The sequence below is a fragment of the Celeribacter indicus genome (assembly GCF_000819565.1).
GTDB lineage: Bacteria > Pseudomonadota > Alphaproteobacteria > Rhodobacterales > Rhodobacteraceae > Celeribacter > Celeribacter indicus.
The window spans coordinates 1,785,651-1,801,888 of record NZ_CP004393.1; the positions used below are offsets into that span (position 1 = coordinate 1,785,651).

At 63.1% G+C, this 16,238-nt stretch carries 19 protein-coding genes and 1 other annotated feature; of the genes, 1 reads left to right on the forward strand and 18 read right to left on the reverse strand.

The window, feature by feature from the left end:
• Positions 1–246: 246 nt before the first annotated feature.
• The 8 genes from P73_RS08995 to P73_RS09030 all read right to left on the reverse strand — a co-directional run bounded on the left by P73_RS08995 (position 247) and on the right by P73_RS09030 (position 4,843).
• Positions 247–1,155: a lytic transglycosylase domain-containing protein gene (locus P73_RS08995; RefSeq protein WP_043869359.1), complete on the reverse strand. Its 909-nt coding sequence runs from the start codon at positions 1,153–1,155 to the stop codon at positions 247–249.
• Positions 1,156–1,159: 4 nt separating this feature from the next.
• Positions 1,160–1,504 (reverse strand): DUF736 domain-containing protein, encoded by a 345-nt coding sequence (locus tag P73_RS09000; protein WP_043869360.1) that lies wholly within the window; start codon positions 1,502–1,504, stop codon positions 1,160–1,162.
• Between the two features lie 67 nt (positions 1,505–1,571).
• Positions 1,572–2,117: a S26 family signal peptidase gene (locus P73_RS09005; protein ID WP_043869361.1), complete on the reverse strand. Its 546-nt coding sequence runs from the start codon at positions 2,115–2,117 to the stop codon at positions 1,572–1,574.
• Positions 2,114–2,632, reverse strand: coding sequence for a DUF2840 domain-containing protein (locus P73_RS09010; RefSeq protein WP_043869362.1), 519 nt, complete (start codon positions 2,630–2,632; stop codon positions 2,114–2,116). Before P73_RS09010 ends, P73_RS09005 begins: the two co-directional genes overlap by 4 nt.
• Positions 2,629–2,883 (reverse strand): hypothetical protein, encoded by a 255-nt coding sequence (locus tag P73_RS09015; protein ID WP_043869363.1) that lies wholly within the window; start codon positions 2,881–2,883, stop codon positions 2,629–2,631. Before P73_RS09015 ends, P73_RS09010 begins: the two co-directional genes overlap by 4 nt.
• A complete protein-coding gene (gene parA / locus P73_RS09020; protein ID WP_043869364.1) occupies positions 2,880–3,533 on the reverse strand; it encodes a ParA family partition ATPase in 654 nt (217 codons plus the stop codon). The genes P73_RS09015 and parA overlap by 4 nt, the downstream gene beginning before the upstream one ends.
• Positions 3,530–4,570, reverse strand: coding sequence for a replication initiator protein A (locus tag P73_RS09025; RefSeq protein ID WP_043869365.1), 1,041 nt, complete (start codon positions 4,568–4,570; stop codon positions 3,530–3,532). The genes parA and P73_RS09025 overlap by 4 nt, the downstream gene beginning before the upstream one ends.
• Positions 4,571–4,843 carry a helix-turn-helix transcriptional regulator gene (locus P73_RS09030; protein WP_043869366.1) on the reverse strand — a complete coding sequence of 91 codons (273 nt, stop codon included), beginning with the start codon at positions 4,841–4,843 and terminating at the stop codon, positions 4,571–4,573.
• Between the two features lie 469 nt (positions 4,844–5,312).
• Here P73_RS09030 and P73_RS09035 point away from each other — a divergent pair, with 469 nt between their 5' ends.
• Complete coding sequence (locus P73_RS09035; RefSeq protein WP_043871539.1) at positions 5,313–5,594, forward strand: DNA -binding domain-containing protein; 282 nt, start codon at positions 5,313–5,315, stop codon at positions 5,592–5,594.
• 206 nt (positions 5,595–5,800) lie between these two features.
• On the opposite strand, the gene P73_RS09040 is transcribed toward P73_RS09035, so the two are convergent.
• The 10 genes from P73_RS09040 to P73_RS09085 form a co-directional block, all read right to left on the reverse strand.
• Positions 5,801–7,023, reverse strand: a protein-coding gene (locus P73_RS09040; protein WP_420836116.1) for an IS3 family transposase whose coding sequence is annotated in 2 segments (ribosomal slippage) — positions 5,801–6,735 and positions 6,735–7,023 — 1,224 coding nt in all. Because the reading frame shifts where the segments join, the coding sequence is not laid out codon by codon here.
• Positions 6,626–6,742 (reverse strand) — a sequence feature (AL1L pseudoknot). It overlaps the preceding gene by 117 nt.
• 110 nt (positions 7,024–7,133) lie before the next feature.
• On the reverse strand, positions 7,134–8,333 hold the full coding sequence (locus P73_RS25530; RefSeq protein WP_139267236.1) for a hypothetical protein: 1,200 nt from the start codon (positions 8,331–8,333) through the stop codon (positions 7,134–7,136).
• A gap of 287 nt (positions 8,334–8,620) precedes the next feature.
• Positions 8,621–9,136 carry a DUF2285 domain-containing protein gene (locus tag P73_RS09050; protein ID WP_043869367.1) on the reverse strand — a complete coding sequence of 172 codons (516 nt, stop codon included), beginning with the start codon at positions 9,134–9,136 and terminating at the stop codon, positions 8,621–8,623.
• Positions 9,137–9,188: 52 nt separating this feature from the next.
• Complete coding sequence (locus P73_RS09055) at positions 9,189–9,404, reverse strand: transcriptional regulator domain-containing protein (RefSeq protein WP_043869368.1); 216 nt, start codon at positions 9,402–9,404, stop codon at positions 9,189–9,191.
• Positions 9,405–9,717: 313 nt separating this feature from the next.
• Entirely contained in the window at positions 9,718–10,914 is a 1,197-nt protein-coding gene (locus P73_RS09060; protein ID WP_043869369.1) for a hypothetical protein, read from the reverse strand.
• Between the two features lie 399 nt (positions 10,915–11,313).
• A complete protein-coding gene (locus P73_RS09065; RefSeq protein ID WP_043869370.1) occupies positions 11,314–11,634 on the reverse strand; it encodes a DUF736 domain-containing protein in 321 nt (106 codons plus the stop codon).
• Between the two features lie 765 nt (positions 11,635–12,399).
• The gene (locus P73_RS09070; protein ID WP_043869371.1) at positions 12,400–12,822 is read right to left on the reverse strand and encodes a type II toxin-antitoxin system VapC family toxin; all 423 of its coding nucleotides are present in this window, start codon (positions 12,820–12,822) and stop codon (positions 12,400–12,402) included.
• Entirely contained in the window at positions 12,819–13,073 is a 255-nt protein-coding gene (locus P73_RS09075) for a FitA-like ribbon-helix-helix domain-containing protein (RefSeq protein WP_043869372.1), read from the reverse strand. The genes P73_RS09070 and P73_RS09075 overlap by 4 nt, the downstream gene beginning before the upstream one ends.
• A gap of 77 nt (positions 13,074–13,150) precedes the next feature.
• Positions 13,151–13,567: a hypothetical protein gene (locus tag P73_RS09080; protein ID WP_043869373.1), complete on the reverse strand. Its 417-nt coding sequence runs from the start codon at positions 13,565–13,567 to the stop codon at positions 13,151–13,153.
• Positions 13,568–13,816: 249 nt separating this feature from the next.
• Entirely contained in the window at positions 13,817–15,829 is a 2,013-nt protein-coding gene (locus P73_RS09085; protein WP_202966944.1) for a ParB/RepB/Spo0J family partition protein, read from the reverse strand.
• Positions 15,830–16,238: the final 409 nt, after the last annotated feature.

Below are 16,238 nucleotides of genomic sequence, written 5' to 3' on the forward strand. Positions count from 1 at the left end.
GCAAAGCCAAGACGTTACACGAAGTCGCGGCACTCCGCCGCCCGAAACCTTGGTGCCGGAAACGGTCGCCTAACCAGTGTGCAGACAACAACAATTTCCAAAACTGGCCCGTCATGGTGCCATGTTCTTCAATCTTGCCCTCCCTTCTTACCGCCCTTTCCGTCCTTCCCGCTGGGATTCCAGACGGGCGCAAACCTGCCTGACTGGACACCGGAACGGATCGCGCCGTGCGCTGGATCGCCGTCCTCATGGCGTTCCCTCGTCGTCGGCGCGGGCCACGAAAATGCTGCCGGTTTCCGGCTCCGCATCGACGGGACCGCGCACCGGAACGGTTGCGCGGCCGTCGCCGGATTGCGCCCCGGATGGCGGCGCGGCGACAATCGGCGCGTCGGCCGGGCGCGTGACGAAGAGCGGGGCTTCGCGCCAGTCGGGCGGTGGCGGCGTTGTATCGGGAGATGCCTCGCCGCCGAGGATCGGCGCAAGCGCGGCGACATAAGCCCGCGTCTCCGGTGGCAACGCGCGGCCGGTCGCAAGGTATTCATCGTAGCGACCGGGACCGGCGTTATAGGCCGCCAGCATCGCCGCGACATTGCCGTAGCGGTCGAACATCTCGCGCAGATAGGCCGTGCCTGCGAGGATGTTATCGCGCAGGTCGTAGGGATCGCGGCCGAGCCGATGACGGATGCGCAGGCCCGCCCAAGTGTCGGGCATTACCTGCATCAACCCCATCGCGCCGGCTGATGACACCGCGCGCACGTCGCCCGCGCTTTCGGCGCGCAACACGGCGACAATCCAGTGCTCGGGAATTCCGAAGCGCCGCGCCGCTTCGGCAATGTGGGGGGCGTGGGGATCGACGGCGGACTGAACGGCCGGCGTCGTTTGCGCGATCGCGAAACCAGATGCGCCGCCGAACGACAGAACACCGGTCAATATCAGAACGGCATAGTGCCATACCGCCCTGTCTCCGCCACGACGCCAGCCTGCCAGCGTGCTCGCTGCGGTCAAGGGCAAGGCGCAAGCGCCGGCCGATGGCCGCCCTTGACCTTCGGTGCGCGCGCCGGCCGTCTTGCGCCTGAGCGGGACGGCGGGATGAGACGGCTTTTCCGCGAACAACGGGATGAGGGTTTTGAGCGCGGGGATGACGCGGGATCGCATGGCCTTAGTCCCGCTCGTCGCGCGGTTTCGGACGGTTCCAGTGCAGCGACCACGACGCCTTGTCGTCACCATTCTGGAAGAGATTGGCGCGGATCGGATGCGGGAATGTGGGATCGTCGAGCAGCACGGAAAGGTATTCGCCGGCCTTCTCGCCGGTGCGTTTCCAGGCTGCGCCGACCTCCGGGCCGGTTTCGTCGCTCATGCCGTCGAAGAGGTGAACACGGTAATCCGGCGCGTTCTCCGCGTCTGACGGGTTTGCGACGATGATGATGTCCTGATGCAGCAAGAGCGTCCCGAGGTGTCCGATGAAGCCGGCCTCGTCGCGCGTGAAGTCACCAATCTGGGGCATGACAGTCTCCTTGGCGGTGAGGTTGAAAAACCATCGGCGGGCACCGCTCCCGCCGATGGGGAAGCGGTCATTGGATCGGCGCGCGCCATTCGTAGCGGCCGTCGCCTTCCTCGTCGGTCCAGAGCGGCATCGCCCGGCCGATGACGGAACTTGCGGGGATGGGTCCGAAATAACGGCCGTCGAGACTGTCGCGGACCTCCCAGTTCATCAGGAAGAGTTCGCCGTCGCCGATGGTCCGGCAGCCCTGCCAGACGGGCAGATCGCGGCCGATCCCGTCGCGGTCGAGCGCCTCGCCCATCTCGATCCCGTCCACCGTGATCGTGGATCGCAAACGGCAAACCCGCTGTCCCGGTAGTCCGAGGACGCGCTTCAGGAGCGGCACGCCGCGCCTGACATAGCCGCGTTCGACCATGAATCGCTCCAGCGGTTCGGGCGGCATGACGGCGACCAGCTCCGGCACGTCGAGCGCGTCGGCCGGCCCGACCGTGTAGAAGCCGATGGGCGCGCTGGCCGTGGCGTTCCAGATCAGTTTCGTCGGAAGATCGGCGGCGCTGGCGGCTGCGATGCCGGTGACGGCCAGCGCCGTTACCGCGAGGATACGGCGGCGCGTCACGGGTCAATCCTCTGGCGGCCGAGCCAGGCGGCGTGTCGCTCCGGCGTATAGGCGTGCGGCTCCAGACCGGCAGTCAGACGGTTGTGGACATGCCGCCAGTGCTCCGGGGATATGTCGGCCGGATCGAGGCCGAGCGCTTCCACGGCGTCAATAGCCTGCAAGGCGCGCTGCACCTTCGCCCAGCTATCGAGACGCAACAGGATGTCGCCGCCGGGACGGACGAAGGGCAGCGTCTGGAACGGTTCGCCGCGGCCGATGGCGCGCACGATGTCGATGCGGGAAAGGGTCGTGCCATGCTCGCCGGACGCCCATCGGACAAAGGCGAAGATGCTGCCCGGCGCGAAGCCGACGATGCTGCGGCGGCGGTCGAGGATCTGTTCGTAGCTCTTGCGGCCGAAGCGTATCCAGTGCTCGACCTTGCGCTTCTGGAAGGTCAGTTCGACCAATGTGGTGAAAGGCGCCGGTCCGTCCGGCAGCGGACGGCCGTGCAAGCGGTGGGCCGCATTGCCGGTCATGGTTGATCTCCCTCGGAGGATGGAAATTCGCGCGCCAGCAGATCGCGCAGCATGTCGGTGACGGTGATGCCGCGCCGGAAGGCCGCGACCTTGATGCGGCCGCGCAGCTCGGGCGTGATGTCGATGGTCAGGCGGGCGGTGAACGCCTCGCCGGCGGGCTTGCCTCCCGGCGGCGTTTCGGCCGCCCTGATCCAACTCTCGGGATTGCCCGGCCGGGATGCGAAACCGGGCTTGCGGGTGCGCCCGGTCATGGCGCGGCCCTCCCGATGTGCAGCCGGTCGATCTCGGCGGCCAGCGCCGCGATCTCGCGCGCGGCGGGGCTGTCGTCGTCGATCTCGGATGCAAGCCGGCCGGACTGCGCGGCGTCGGCGAAGACGACGCGCTGGCCGATGGTGGCTGCGAGCAAGGGCGGGTCATGGTCAGCCAACGTCTCGGCCGTCTCGCGGGCGATGATGGTGCGCGCGCTGCAGCGGTTGAGGACGAAGCGGGCGGCCAGCACGGGTCGGTAGATGCGCGCCTCCCTGAGAAGCGCCAGCATCTCGGCCGAGGCCCAGCCATCGAAGGGCGATGGCTGTACCGGGATCAGCACGAGGTCGGCGGCGAGCAGTGCCGAGCGCATGAGGCTGGCGACACGCGGCGGCCCGTCGATGACGATCATGTCGGCATCGCGGGCCAGCTCCGGGGCTTCCCGGTGCAGCGTGTCGCGGGCCAGGCCGATAGTGCTGAACAGCCTCGGCAACCCCTCATGGCTGCGCCGCTGCGACCAGTCGAGCGCGGAGCCTTGTGGATCGGCGTCGATCAGGACGACACGCTGTCCTTGCGCCGCCCAGGCTCCGGCGAGATGCAGCGCCAGCGTGGTTTTGCCGACGCCGCCTTTCTGATTGAGGAACGCGACGATCATGGCGCACCTCGGCGGCTAAAATCAGCACTGGCACCGGCGCCACGGGTCGCGCGTGCGCGCTTCAAAGAAGAAGAGTTAGATTCTTTGTTAGAGTCTTCTATAGAGTCCGGCGCGCGATTTGCGCCTAATGTCCCGATACTGCGTGCGCCTAATGTCCCGATGGGATTCACAGGCGTTTCCACAGGCACTGTGGATAGATTTTCAGGGACGAAGCGCAGCAGTTCGCACCCGTCTTCCCATTCGATCTGGAGGCGATAGCCGGGCAGCGACTGGCGGGTGGTGAGGCGGCGCAGGTCGAGGGCGAAATCGGAAGGCCGCGCCGCGCTGCCGGACTTCCGGTGCAGGTGGGAAATCTCGAACGCCCAGCCCTCGGGCTGGCGTCCGGCGTGCTTGCGGGCGACGCGATACAGCCACCGCTCAATGCCGCCGGTCAGCCGGAAATAGGCCGGGTCGATGGTCAGCACCAGCGAGCGGTCGATGACGCTGTTGTAGAACCATTCGGGCAGGACGAACTCCATGCCCTCGACGCGCCCGGTGCGCGTCGTCATTTCCTCCCACTCGTTGATCCATGAGAATTGCCGTCGCCGCCAATGCTTGCCGTTGCGGATCGTCGTAGCGATGACGGTAGATTGCAGGCGGGCGAGCGCGGCCTTGAGCAACAGGTAATCCCGGTTGCCGGTGGCCCGCCCCACAGCGCGCAGGACCTGGTAAGGCATGAAGCGGAAGAAGCGCGACGTGGCGAAACCGCTGTTTTCGGCCGCGACGATCTGGCTTGCAGCCCAGATCAGCAGATCGGCATCCCAGATCGTCGCCATGCCGTGTTCGGGCATGGCGAATACCTGCACCTCTACATCAGCGGCCCGGTAGAGGATCGGTTTTGTGCGGGGCCGCTTCGCCAATGAGAAGAACGGCCGTTCCATCAGATCGCGCTGGTCGCGCGGGGCAGCGTCGCCGGTCGCGACCACAAAGGGGTCGAGGCGGCTGCGCTCGCTGGTGTCGGTCGGCTGCGCGGGGCTGTCATCGTCGTCGCGCAGCATTCAGCACTCGTCCCGCTCTTCGGGGGTGAGCGGGCGCGCGGCAAAGACGGTGCCGGCGCTTGTGTCGCTGGTGGATTTGCGCGTGCCGATGGCGCTCCAGTCTTCCAGATCGCGCAGGGTATAGAGGACACGGCCGCCGATCTTTCGATAGAGCGGGCCGGTTCCGTAGGTGCGGTGCTTTTCAAGGGTGCGGATCGAAATGCCGAGGAAGCGTGCGGCTTCCTTTGTGCGCAGAAGGCGCGGCGGCAGGTCCGCATTGCGGCGGTTCGCCATGGATTACCTCCGGTTCGTCAGCGGATGGCGCTGCCGATGACGGCGGCGCGCTATGGCGAACCATGGCGAGGGACCGGCGGCCTGTAGCGTGCCGCATTTGGGCACGCGCGCTGGCGGCACCCCCCTCCGGGGCGGGATCAGACTGAAAAGATGGAGAGATTCAGCGTGACAGCGGGGATCGTGCCAATTCGGCGAAGACAATCCGGTGTGGGTCGGTTAAGACTGAACGCGGAGCAGACGCGCTGCTCTGGGGCTTAGTAACCCCTCACGAATGGCTGGTGCTGGCCATGACGGCACCGCACTCCTTGACCTTATGGTCGGGGAGCCCGTGGCGCATGTCCAGGGCTGCCCGCCTAAAGGCCACGGGGCCGTTTCGTGACGGTTACTAACTCCCCGATCACCAGGTCAGAGGGGCCAATTGCGGGGGCGCACCGCAAGCCGCGGCTCTTCCGGTAGAAGGGGAATGACGATGCGAACGCCCGTCGAACTCGATCCCGATGTGGACGATGAAGCGCCAGCGGGAAACGACATCACGCCCTACGACGAAGCGCATTTCGTGACCTATCTGCGGCTGCTCGACGCGAAGGCGGAAGGCGCGGACTGGAAGGAAGTGGCGCAAATCGTGCTGCACCGCGATCCGGTCGGCGACGAGTTCAGGACACGCCGATGCTGGCAAAGCCATCTCGAACGCGCGCAATGGCTTTCGCGTGAGGGTTACAAGCGGATACTGGAACAGGCCGCCGCAAATTAAGGTGTGAAAAGTATTCTGGTCGGTATGCGGGCTCGAAGCCGTTCAACATGCCCGCGACAGCGCCGGGCTCAGGTCTAGTCGGGTAACTACCGACGTTCGCTGTGGCCGCTTCCAAGTTCGGGTCTGCGGGACAGAGTGTGAATTCGCTGCGGTTGCGCCAATGGCGGTGAACCGCTCCGGGTTTGCCGGAGGCTGTTTGGTTTAAGTTATGCGGCTATGGTCTTAGTTACCAGAGCTGCGTAGAAGTTTGCCTCTGCTTCCGCTGGTGGGATGTTCCCGATGGGCTCGAGGAGGCGGCGATTGTTGAACCAGTCGACCCATTCCAGAGTGGCGTATTCCACGGCGTCCAGACTGCGCCACGGGCCACGGCGGTGGATGACCTCCGCCTTGAAGAGACCATTGATTGTCTCGGCCAAAGCGTTGTCATAGCTGTCACCGACGCTGCCGACCGAGGGTTCGATTCCTGCCTCGGCCAAGCGTTCGGTGTATTTTATCGCCAGGTATTGCGATCCGCGGTCTGAGTGATGGATCAGTCCCACACCAGGCTGCCGCTGATGAACAGCCTGTTCCAAAGCGTCGAGAACGAAGCCTGTGTGAGCCGTGCGGCTGACGCGCCACCCAACGATCCGGCGCGCGAACGTGTCGATCACGAATGCCACATAAACGAACCCTTGCCAGGTGGCGACATAGGTGAAATCGCTGACCCAGAGCATGTTCGGTGCCGGCACCCGGAATTGCCGGTTTACCTTGTCCATCGGGCACGGCTGCTTCTTGTCAGGGATCGTCGTTTTATGCGGCTTGCCCCGGATGACGCCCTGCAGGCCCAAATCCTTCATCAACCGGGCTATCGTGCATCGGGCCACATCAAATCCTTCCCGCCGCATCTGGCGCCAGACTTTGCGCACGCCATAGACCTTGTAATTCTCATCGAACACGCGCTCGATCTCGGGGCGAAGCTCGTCGTCGCGCTTGAACCGATCCGAGCGCAGATCAGGGTCGGCCCGTTTGGCCAGATGATCGTAGTATGTGGACGGGGCAATCGGCAGGTGCTTGCAGATCGGCTCGACCCCGAGCTCTCCACGATAATCGTCGATAAAGGCGATCATGACTTCGGTCGGCGGTCGAGCTCCGCCATCGCAAAATACGCCGACGCCTTCCGCAGGATCTCATTCGCCTGCTTGAGTTCGCGGTTCTCGCGCTCCAGCGCCTTCATCTTCTCGGCCATCTCGGTACTGACCCCAGCACGGTCGCCACGATCAATCTCTGCCTTTTTGACCCAGTCATTCAGCGTGTTCGTCGAACAGCCTATCTTCGCCGAGATCGATACGATCGCTTGCCAGCGGCTCTCATGCTGACCGGCGTTGTCCAAAACCATACGAACCGCTCGCTCGCGCACTTCAGGGGAATATTTGTTCGTTGTCTTGCTCATGATGCTCCATCCTACTCAAGAGTTGGAGCCTCCGGCAAACCCGGAGCGGTTCAGCGGCTCTGCACACTTGACTTAGGAGTCAAGCGGGCCACCCAAGCGATCAGAACTTACTAGCATTGTGATGGATCGGCTGCCCTCCTAATCGCTTCCGCATTATTTACTACCGAAGATACTGAGTTCTGAACGACCCAACTTGGACACAAGAAATCCGTCCACATGCGGCACATCATATGCTCCCCAATAATGAAGTAAGCTTCTTTGTCGTCCGCGAACAAATTCGAAAAATGAATTTGGCACTGAATGTCATTTTCGTCTGCCTCGACGGACAGCCTTGTGCCCTCAAGTGCCAAATTATCCTCAAAGGCCGCCATGTCGAGAAATGTGAAGATGTGAATTTTCCCCTTAACAAATCCTTCATAATGCGCGGGCTCTGAAAGAGTTAAAGGATACGGGTAATAACAACCCCAAATCTTGTTGGTTTTGATCTGATTGACAGCATTCACCAGAACCCTTGATGAACCAAAGCCACTGAAGAGCACATCGTAGTCTGGGGTATCCTCTATAATGACGACAACCTTCAGGCACCCATCAACCTCAAAGCTCGTGGAGCCAACCCCGCTTGCTTGTTGGATGGCCGCTTGTAGTTGTCCAGAGTATGATTTTGGAGGAACTGCAAACTCCGCCCTGAAAGTTGTACCTGGAAGACCTCGAAAACCATCACTGCGATCCAGCGCAAGAAATGTAAAAAGAGATTTTAACTTCTGTTTTTGGCGTTTGCTTCGGCTGTCTTTCGTCGTGGATGATTTAACCTCAATAGGAACAGGATCACTGTCTCCCAACAGGCAAATATCGCCGTAGCGCAGCACGTTTGTGATGTCACATAGTACGGCTGGAATCTTATGCGAGATAGCAGTTTCCAAAAGAGATACCTCTGCAGCGGCGCCGGCCTTGTCTATGATGAAACCACCAGATTGCTTGGGGTTCACAGTATCCACATCGAAAAAGGTCTGCTTCAATGCAAACCTGTCCACGTAGAGAAACGCCAAGCAATCCCCAAGGCACAGAAAATTGTATCGGACGTATTGCCATTCCCGAGGATCCCCATTGTCTCTCTTGGCTCCTCTAATTTCCCTTTCTGCCTCCGAAATCGCATCAATTAACCGCCTCTGAATCTCAAGAAGTCGTGAGAGGTTGTCCAAGTCCTGAGATAACCCGTGAACCTCGCGATGAATTTCGAATAGCTTGGGATAGAGACGGTTCTCAGCGGGAGGATCAAAACTGTCAGGCGCTGCATAGGGTGTTTGTCGCATTGGAAACCTTCACAACGGCGGAGGCACATCGTCCAGCCTCATTCTGTCGCTCAAAAATTTTTCGATATCCTTCTTGAGTGTATAGAGACTGGCACAGTATTTCCACCTCGCGCATAGCCGCCATTCGTGCCTACTGCAGCATCCGTGACTAAGGGCCCGAAGGAGCCATTTGCCGCGCATCGCGTGAAGGTCGGCAATTGTTGCCGCTACCGATCAGATCGCGCTGACGGCATGATACCTTACTTTGTTTGAACTTTGATGGCAGATCGCGCTGACGGCATGATACCTTACTTTGTTTGAACTTTGATGGGATAGTGCAGCAGGAGCCGGTAGCCGCCGCGCATCATCCTGATGCCGTGGGCGACGAGGCGACGCGCCTTGTTCTTGCTCGGATCGCTCTCGAAATCTTCCTTCGTGCCCCGAAAGCCAAGCAGGACTTCGGCAATGGTGCGATAGCTCTCGCCGCGCAGCCGGGCGTCGAGGGCGCGCAGGGACAGGATATGCCATTGCCGGAGCTGGGCGGGCAAGCTGCGGAAGTCAGGGCCAGGTGTTCGGCCTTTGAGGGATCGCCAGAAGCGCCGGGCCGCATGGGCGCGAAGCTCCATGAAGTCGTCCAGAGGCAGTTCGACGGCGTAGAACGCCGCCGCATCCGGCACGGATTGGGACAGCCAGAATTGGTGCTCGACGCCATCCGCCTGCCAGATGCCGTGCCAGCCATCGGCGGCGCGGCGCAAGTCGAGGCCGTCGATATGGGCGAGAACGACGGTCGGCTGGCTTGTCGTCTCATCCGGTTCGGTTGGCACGAGTTTGACGGCTTGCGGCTGAAACCGGGGTGACCAGAACAGCGGGTCGCGGTCAGGCGCGGCGTCGGGATCGTGCGGGAAATCGCAAACCCCAGCGTCGGGCGAAGGCTTCCAACTCGGTTGCATCCGGGCGTTTCGCACGGACGAGAAGCTGGAAATCCTCTCGGTAATCGTCGTTGCGACGCAGATATTCCCAGGCGAAACCGGCGGCAGGGATCGTTCGCGTGTGCTTGTAGGCCGCCGGCGCCCGCCAATCGATTTTCAGCATGGCGCACCCTCTCTTACTCGTGGGTTCTTGGAAAGACACCCGGAATAAAGAGTTTCGGACTCCACCTATGCGGGAAATAGTCTGTATGATCTGAAATGTTGTTCGTATATCCAGAACACTTATAGTTATTTTATTCTTAACAGTGTTTGCGTGCTTTTGCGAGCCGGGCGCAGCCCGGCGAGCGTGGCCATGTTTTCTGGGCATGGCCACAACGCCGATCCGCGTCGCCGGATCGGCGGAAAATTTGGGAACCATGAAAGCCTGAAAAGCGGAAAGCCGCGCAACCGGGTTTCCGGCTGCGCGGCTCTGCTGATTAGGCGGCCTTCTCTAGCAAGGTCTTGGCCTTCGCCTCCAGTTCAAGGCGGCTGTCCTGATGGGCCTTGCTGCGGGCATGGGCCGTCATGCCCTGCACGAAATCGAAGATGCTTTCCGGCGGGCGGCCTTCCTCCTGCAACACGGTTTCGATGATCTTGCCGGTCTCCGCCTTGCTGAACCCACGCTTGCGCAGGAAGGTTTCGCGGTCGTCATCGGTGCGGGCAACGATCCGCTCCCGCGCTGCCCTGATCCCTGCCACGAAGGGCGCGGGGCTGGAGTTGGCGAAGCTGGTCAGTGCCGGGGCAGCTTCATGGGCGAAACGCTGCGCGGCGAACTTGCTGTGCCGGATGCTGATTTCCTCGAACCCTTCCACGCCCCAAAGGTTGCGGTTCATGCAGACCGCCCGGAGATAGAAGGAAGCGATGCCGAGGGTCTTCGATCCGACTTCGCTGTTCCAGCAATAGAACCCCCGAAAATAAAGGTCGGGGTCGCCGTTCGGCAGGCGTCCGGCTTCAATGGGGTGCGTATCGTCCACCAGAAACAGGAACACGTCGCGGTCACTGGCGTAAAGCGTGGTCGTGTCCTTGGTCACGTCCACGAATGGATTGTGCGTCATGGTCGCCCAATCCAGAACGCCCGGCACCTTCCACATGGTATCGCCGACGCCATTGCCCGCGATCTTCATGACGGCGGCGACAAGCTCGTGATCCCAGATGCGGCCATAATCCGGACCGGTGACGGCGCGAAGCTCAACGCGCCCGTCCTCGGTTTCCAGCGTCTTCACCAATTCGACGCGATGGCTGACAAGGCCATGTTGCAGATTGATGCCCGCCAGCGGCGCGGGAAGGTCGCGCAGGTAGCGGGCCGGTGCGCCGACAAGGCTGCAAAGCTGGCCGAAACTCCAATGCGTCGGGGTGATAGGCTGCTCCTGTCCGGGGACGATAAGCGACAGCCGTTCCGCATCGTCGCGGCTGGCTTCCACGCGCACGGCGCGGCTTTCCACGGTGCGGGCCTTGGCGCGATCCGCTCGCCCCTTCACGGCGTCATAAAGCTCGGTCAGCGACAAATAGCGTTCATCATCCGGGCGCGAAAACCACTCGGACGAAACCCGGCCGATAGTCTCGCCGCGCGAAATGTCCACATGGAAGCCCTTGGAAACGGGCTGCTGGTGATGGTTCAGGGTCATGGTGTTCATGGTCTTTCCTTTCATAGGCTTGGGTTGGAGCGCAGCGCTGCGCTGCAACCCTGCCCGTCGGCGAGACCGGGGGGTGCAAGGTGCAAGGGCGGACGGGCGGAGGGGGATCACCCGGCCTGCACAAGCGGATCGACGTCATGACGAAGATGCGCAGCATGTATCCGCGCGGAAGGCTGGGGATACCGCCCGGCCGCCCTTGTGCCGCGCCAGGGGGCAGCGCCCCCAAGCAACCGGCCCGGTCAAAGCGAAGCGACGGCCGGGGGAAAAGATCTGATCGGGATACGCAAAGCCTGAAAAGCGGAAAGCCGTGTGTCCCGATCTCCTTGTTCCTTGAGAGGCGGCGGCCATGAGCAAAAAGAAGCCCCGCTCAGATGAGCGGGGCGATCTCGGGCTTGGGTCTCAGTCGCCGTTGCGGCGGGACCAGATGAGGTTGTGGGACCTCCCGTCCTCGGCTTCGACCAGGCTGGCGTAGATCGGTGCGGGGAAGCTCGGATCGTCCAGCTTGACGGAGAGGTATTCGCGCTGCGTCTCGCGGGCGATCTTCTTCCAGGCTGCGCCGAACTCGGTGGCGCCTGCGAAGATGCGGAAGTCGGGGCCGCGCTCGCTGTCGCCCTCGGTCGGGACGAGTTTAACGGCTTTGACGTTGAGGGTCAGGGTCTTGACCGCGCCGCTGAAGCCCGCGCCGTCCTCGTTCTGGGTGAAGGTGCCGATGGTTGCCATTGTCGTATTCCTTTTCCTGTCGGGCCGCACCATTGCGACCTCGATGGCGGTCGTGAGACCGGGGACGATCGGCCCCGCACCCTTCAGGGCTGAAACAACGTGGAAGGCGGCCGGCGACGGCATTTTTGCTTCGCGATGCAAAGCCGAAGGCGGCGGAAAAAAGCTGGCGACGGGTGTTGCGGGAAGACGAGCGAGGCGAAGCCGGTCTGCGGTCAGACCTTGCCAGATCGAGGACGCGGATGGAGCGCCCATAACAGGAAATCGTGTGGAATACGGCAATGGTGGCCGTCCTGCGCCGCGTCGGGATCGGGGACTCTGCGCGGGTTCATTGGCTGCGGTTCTCCTTGATCCGACCAACACGGTAAGTTCGCCCTGTCGTCAGCGGGGACCTGCGGGTGTGGTCTCGTCCGACCCTCACGGGTGCTGCCATGTTCGGTGTGGCCGGATCGCTTGCGGGGCGTTGCGCCATGCCTCGGCCAAGCAGACGGGTCCGGGGCTCCCGGCACCGATCTGCTCGCCAGTTGAAGGGGACGGAAAGCCCAATCTCATGCGCCTGCCGTGGTAACCGGGATCGACGCCCCGGATTGCTCCCGTTTATCCGCGTGGGCCTGCCGCGAAATGGCTGCCGCCGCCCGCTTGCGTTAGGGATTGAAGCCGAATGGCGGAAACGCGCCATGGGCGTGGTTCCGGCGCAGCCAAAAGCCCGGCCCGAAGGGCAACGCCATCGTCCCCCAATACCTTTCAAAGCGCGAAGCATCCTGACGTTCAGTGCTGTGCCATCCAAGGGTCGATGACCGGAATGCCTGCCGCGTCGAAGGCGCTGGCATCACGGGTCGCAATCGTGAAACCGTGGGCGGTTGCGATGGCGGCGATATAGCCGTCCGGCGTGGGAAAGCCCTTGCCCGCCTTGCGGGCCGCAACGGCAAGGTCGGCATAGTGGCGGGCGGCGTCGGTATCGAAGGCGAGGATTCTGCCCTCGAACAGGGGCAGCAGCCCGTCGAGCGTGGCAGCGAGCTTCTGCTTGCGCCGTCCATTCGGCAGCGCGCCGATGCCGAACAGGAGTTCCGCGACGGTGACGCTGGAGATGTAAAGGGTTTCGGCAGCCTGCTCGTCCAGCCAGTCGCGCACGGCGGGGTCCGGTTCCGGCTTCATCGCCTCGGAGACGACATTCGTATCCAGAACGATCATTCAAAGCTCATCGGCGTGGCGGGCGTCTTGTCGCGGGCCTGTTCCAACGCCTCAAAATCGGCATTGGTCAGCCCGGCCTTGCGGCTCAACGCCGACAGGGCGGAGCCGAGGCGCAGGCGCTCGGCGGGACGCACCGCCGATTCCAGAATGTCGCGCATTTCGGCCTCGGTGCTGCGGCCGTGATGGGCCGCGCGCAACTTGAGGGCGCGATGGGTCTCGTCGGAGAGGTTGCGAATGGTGACGGCGGGCATCTGATGGCGTCTCCGGCCAAGTGATATCTGTGATGGCAATATAGGGGTCATGCTATCATTTGGCAAGGTGCGACCGTCTATCTGGCGGGTTGGCCGACGCCCACCGCCAACCGCATCCATGCCGCGATGCCGACGCATCCGCCCCCGGCGATGCAGAAGATTTGCCGCCAGATTTCGGACGGCACCGCCTCCTTGGTGATCCCATGGACCAGTGCATAGCCCGCGACGGCGGCGGGCGCAGCGAAGACAAGCGCCACGATCAGGCGGATGACGGGTGTGCGGATCGTCTCGAACAACACGGCCAGGACGCCGAAGGCGACGCCAGCCGAGAACAGCCCGACCAGCCCCGCGCCGACCAGCCCCGAGCCGGTCTGATAGGCGAATTGCGCGGCGGCCAGCCCGACGAAAAAGGGCAGTGCGTAGATGGCGAGCGTATAGGCGAGGACGCAGAGAAGCGCGATCAACGCAACACCCATGAACATGACGGCGACCATGATCTTGTTCCTTTGACTTTGCGGCACCGCCTTTCGTGCAGTCGTCAACACTGTCGCTGCACATATTTATGGTGCCGTTATCGCTCCGATCCGTCGAGGTCATCCGGCCGCGCGGGGAAACCGCGCGGCCGCGATTTTTTCGGTGGAAGACCGGGACCGCTCGCGCGATCCCGGCCCGCCATTCATTCCGCCGCGACGGGGAAAGCCTCGTCCTCCTTGGCGTCGGTGTTCTCGGCTCCCGGCATGTCCTCAGCCATGGCGAAAGCTTCCGGCTGCTCTTCGGCCAGCCATGCGGGCCGTTCGGTGCGTAGCACGGGCGGCAGCCAGCCGGTTCCGGCGAGAAGCTGCTCGGCGGCTTCCGCCATGTCCGGCTTCTTCCTGTCCGCGATCTGCACCGCCAAGGGCATCGCGCACGGCGGCGAGGATTTGCGCCTTGATGACGCGCCCTAGATAGGCGCGAACCGTGGGCGTCCAGTGCGCCGTCATGTCGAGCGCCACCGCCGTCGCCAGCTTGTCGGCGGTGGCAAGGGCATGGCGCTTGTGGGCCTCCCACGGCTGCTTGACGGCATTGACGGTCAGCGAAGCGCAATGGGCGAACAGGGCCATGACGCTGGCATGATCCAGTCCGGCGATGAAGCCCCAAAGCTCCGCCACGTCGCGCGGCATGTCCGCCGCCCATCCGGCATGGCGATCTTCCAACGCCTTCGCCGCCGCCGTGTCCTCGATCCCGTCCGCGTGACTGGCGAGATAGCCGCTCGTCGGGCGGATTTCGAGGCAATGGGCGTCCCCGCCGCCACGATAGAAGGTCTGCGCGGCAAGCGCATGGGTGACGGCGATCAGGGCCATGTCCGGCTGCTCGCCAAGGGCGAGACGCAGGGCAAGGGTGCGATGCGCGGTCAGGTCGCGGATGAGCGAGTCCGACAGCGGCTTGCCGTCTTCTTCCGCGTCCTCGTCCTCCGGCTCATGGCCGGAAGCTGGAAGACCATCGCCGTCCATGACTTCGCCATCGGCATTGACGCGCACCCCGTCGATAACGGTGCTGCCGTCCTCCGTTTCGGGGTCCTCCGGCTCCGGGGCTTCGTCCTCGGGGCGGATGAACCCGCGCTCGATCCGGGCTTCCCCGTCATGGTTCAGAACCACGAACACGCCACCGCGCGCGATCTCGTCGGCCTCATAGGCATAACGCTTGGCGTCGATGCGCTCGATCTCGGCTTCAAGCTCCGCAAAGCGCTGATCCACTTCCGGCGGCAGGTCCACGTCCGCGTCCTCCCATTCCGCCGAGAGGCGTTCAAGTTTCTCTTGCGCGGCGTCGTAGGCGGTTTCGTCTGCCTCCGAAAGCTCCACCGGCTGCGGATAGGTGCGGCGCAGGCCATGGGCATGGGGCCAGTCGATATGGGCCGAAACCCATTTCCATCCCTCGGCCTCCTGCACCTGCGCCGCGATGCCTTCCAGCTTGTCGAGGGCCAGCCGGTCGAGCAACGCGGCATCTTCATAGAAGCCACCGCGATCCTCCGTGAACAAATCGCGGATGATGGTGCCGCCTGCCTCCGTATAGGCTTCCATCCCGACAAGGATTGCGCGCCGGTCGGTTGCCGCTACGTTGCTGGCGGTCAGGTCGCGGCGGATAATCCACGGCTCGCGGTTGTAGGACAGGTTTTCGTAAACCTGTTCCTGCCGGGCATGGTCCTCGGTGATGGCGAAGGCCATCAACTGATCCAAGGTCAGATCACCATCACGGTAAATCTGCATCAGCTTCGGGCTAACCGCGCCGAGCCGAAGCCGCTGTTTCACCACGTGCGCGGTGACGCCGAAGCGGGCGGCGATTTCCTCAGCGCCCCATCCGCGCGTTTCGGCAAGCTCGCGGAAGCGCTCGAACTGGTCGGCGGGGTGCAGGTCTTCGCGGGTCACGTTCTCGTCAAGGCTGATCTCGGCGGGATCGTTCGCCGTGTCGATGACGCAGCGGACCGGCTCGGTCCGCTTGATCTCCTTGCGCTTGGCGCGCAGCAACTGCGCCAGCCTGCGGCCTTCTCCGACGCTCACCAGATAGCAGCCGGTCGGCTCGCCTTCCGCGTCAAGTTCCGGCTCCACTACCAGATTTTGCAGGATGCCCTTGGCGGCGATGCTCGCCGCCTTCGCCTCGATGGACGCCTCGCCGTGCGGGGTCTTCCGGGCGTTCTGCGGGTGCTTCTTGAGCTTGTTGAGCGGGATGAAAACCGTTTCGCCATGTTCGGGAACGGTTGGGGTCTGTGTCTTCGTCGTCATGGTCTTTCCTTTCATGGGCTTGGGTTGGAGCGCAGCGCTGCGCTGCAACCCTGCCCGTCGGCGAGACCGGGGGGTGCAAGGTGCAAGGGCGGACGGGCGGAGGGGGATCACCCGGCCTGCACAAGCGGATCGACGTCATGACGAAGATGCGCAGCATGTATCCGCGCGGAAGGCTGGGGATACCGCCCGGCCGCCCTTGTGCCGCGCCAGGGGGCAGCGCCCCCAAGCAATCGGCCCGGCCAGAGCGAAGCGAAGGCCGGGCATATGGATCGGATCAGGATACGGGGATCGAATGGCGGCAGTCGCGCCATCCTGATCATTATAGTTTTCGATTGAGTTAGATCGTTTGGATGTGCGAATACGCATCGCGCTGAGTGAAACTCCCGCAGCATCCTCGCACGCATCTGTC

Bases quoted from the DNA above. Each gene is read 5' to 3' on its own strand.
- P73_RS08995 (WP_043869359.1), bottom strand. From the start codon at position 1,155: ATGCGATCCCGCGTCATCCCCGCGCTCAAAACCCTCATCCCGTTGTTC.
- P73_RS09000 (WP_043869360.1), bottom strand. From the start codon at position 1,504: ATGCCCCAGATTGGTGACTTCACGCGCGACGAGGCCGGCTTCATCGGA.
- P73_RS09010 (WP_043869362.1), bottom strand. From the start codon at position 2,632: ATGACCGGCAATGCGGCCCACCGCTTGCACGGCCGTCCGCTGCCGGAC.
- P73_RS09015 (WP_043869363.1), bottom strand. From the start codon at position 2,883: ATGACCGGGCGCACCCGCAAGCCCGGTTTCGCATCCCGGCCGGGCAAT.
- parA (WP_043869364.1), bottom strand. From the start codon at position 3,533: ATGATCGTCGCGTTCCTCAATCAGAAAGGCGGCGTCGGCAAAACCACG.
- P73_RS09025 (WP_043869365.1), bottom strand. From the start codon at position 4,570: ATGCTGCGCGACGACGATGACAGCCCCGCGCAGCCGACCGACACCAGC.
- P73_RS09030 (WP_043869366.1), bottom strand. From the start codon at position 4,843: ATGGCGAACCGCCGCAATGCGGACCTGCCGCCGCGCCTTCTGCGCACA.
- P73_RS09035 (WP_043871539.1), top strand. From the start codon at position 5,313: ATGCGAACGCCCGTCGAACTCGATCCCGATGTGGACGATGAAGCGCCA.
- P73_RS25530 (WP_139267236.1), bottom strand. From the start codon at position 8,333: ATGCGACAAACACCCTATGCAGCGCCTGACAGTTTTGATCCTCCCGCT.
- P73_RS09055 (WP_043869368.1), bottom strand. From the start codon at position 9,404: ATGCTGAAAATCGATTGGCGGGCGCCGGCGGCCTACAAGCACACGCGA.
- P73_RS09060 (WP_043869369.1), bottom strand. From the start codon at position 10,914: ATGAACACCATGACCCTGAACCATCACCAGCAGCCCGTTTCCAAGGGC.
- P73_RS09065 (WP_043869370.1), bottom strand. From the start codon at position 11,634: ATGGCAACCATCGGCACCTTCACCCAGAACGAGGACGGCGCGGGCTTC.
- P73_RS09070 (WP_043869371.1), bottom strand. From the start codon at position 12,822: ATGATCGTTCTGGATACGAATGTCGTCTCCGAGGCGATGAAGCCGGAA.
- P73_RS09075 (WP_043869372.1), bottom strand. From the start codon at position 13,073: ATGCCCGCCGTCACCATTCGCAACCTCTCCGACGAGACCCATCGCGCC.
- P73_RS09080 (WP_043869373.1), bottom strand. From the start codon at position 13,567: ATGGTCGCCGTCATGTTCATGGGTGTTGCGTTGATCGCGCTTCTCTGC.
- P73_RS09085 (WP_202966944.1), bottom strand. From the start codon at position 15,829: ATGACGACGAAGACACAGACCCCAACCGTTCCCGAACATGGCGAAACG.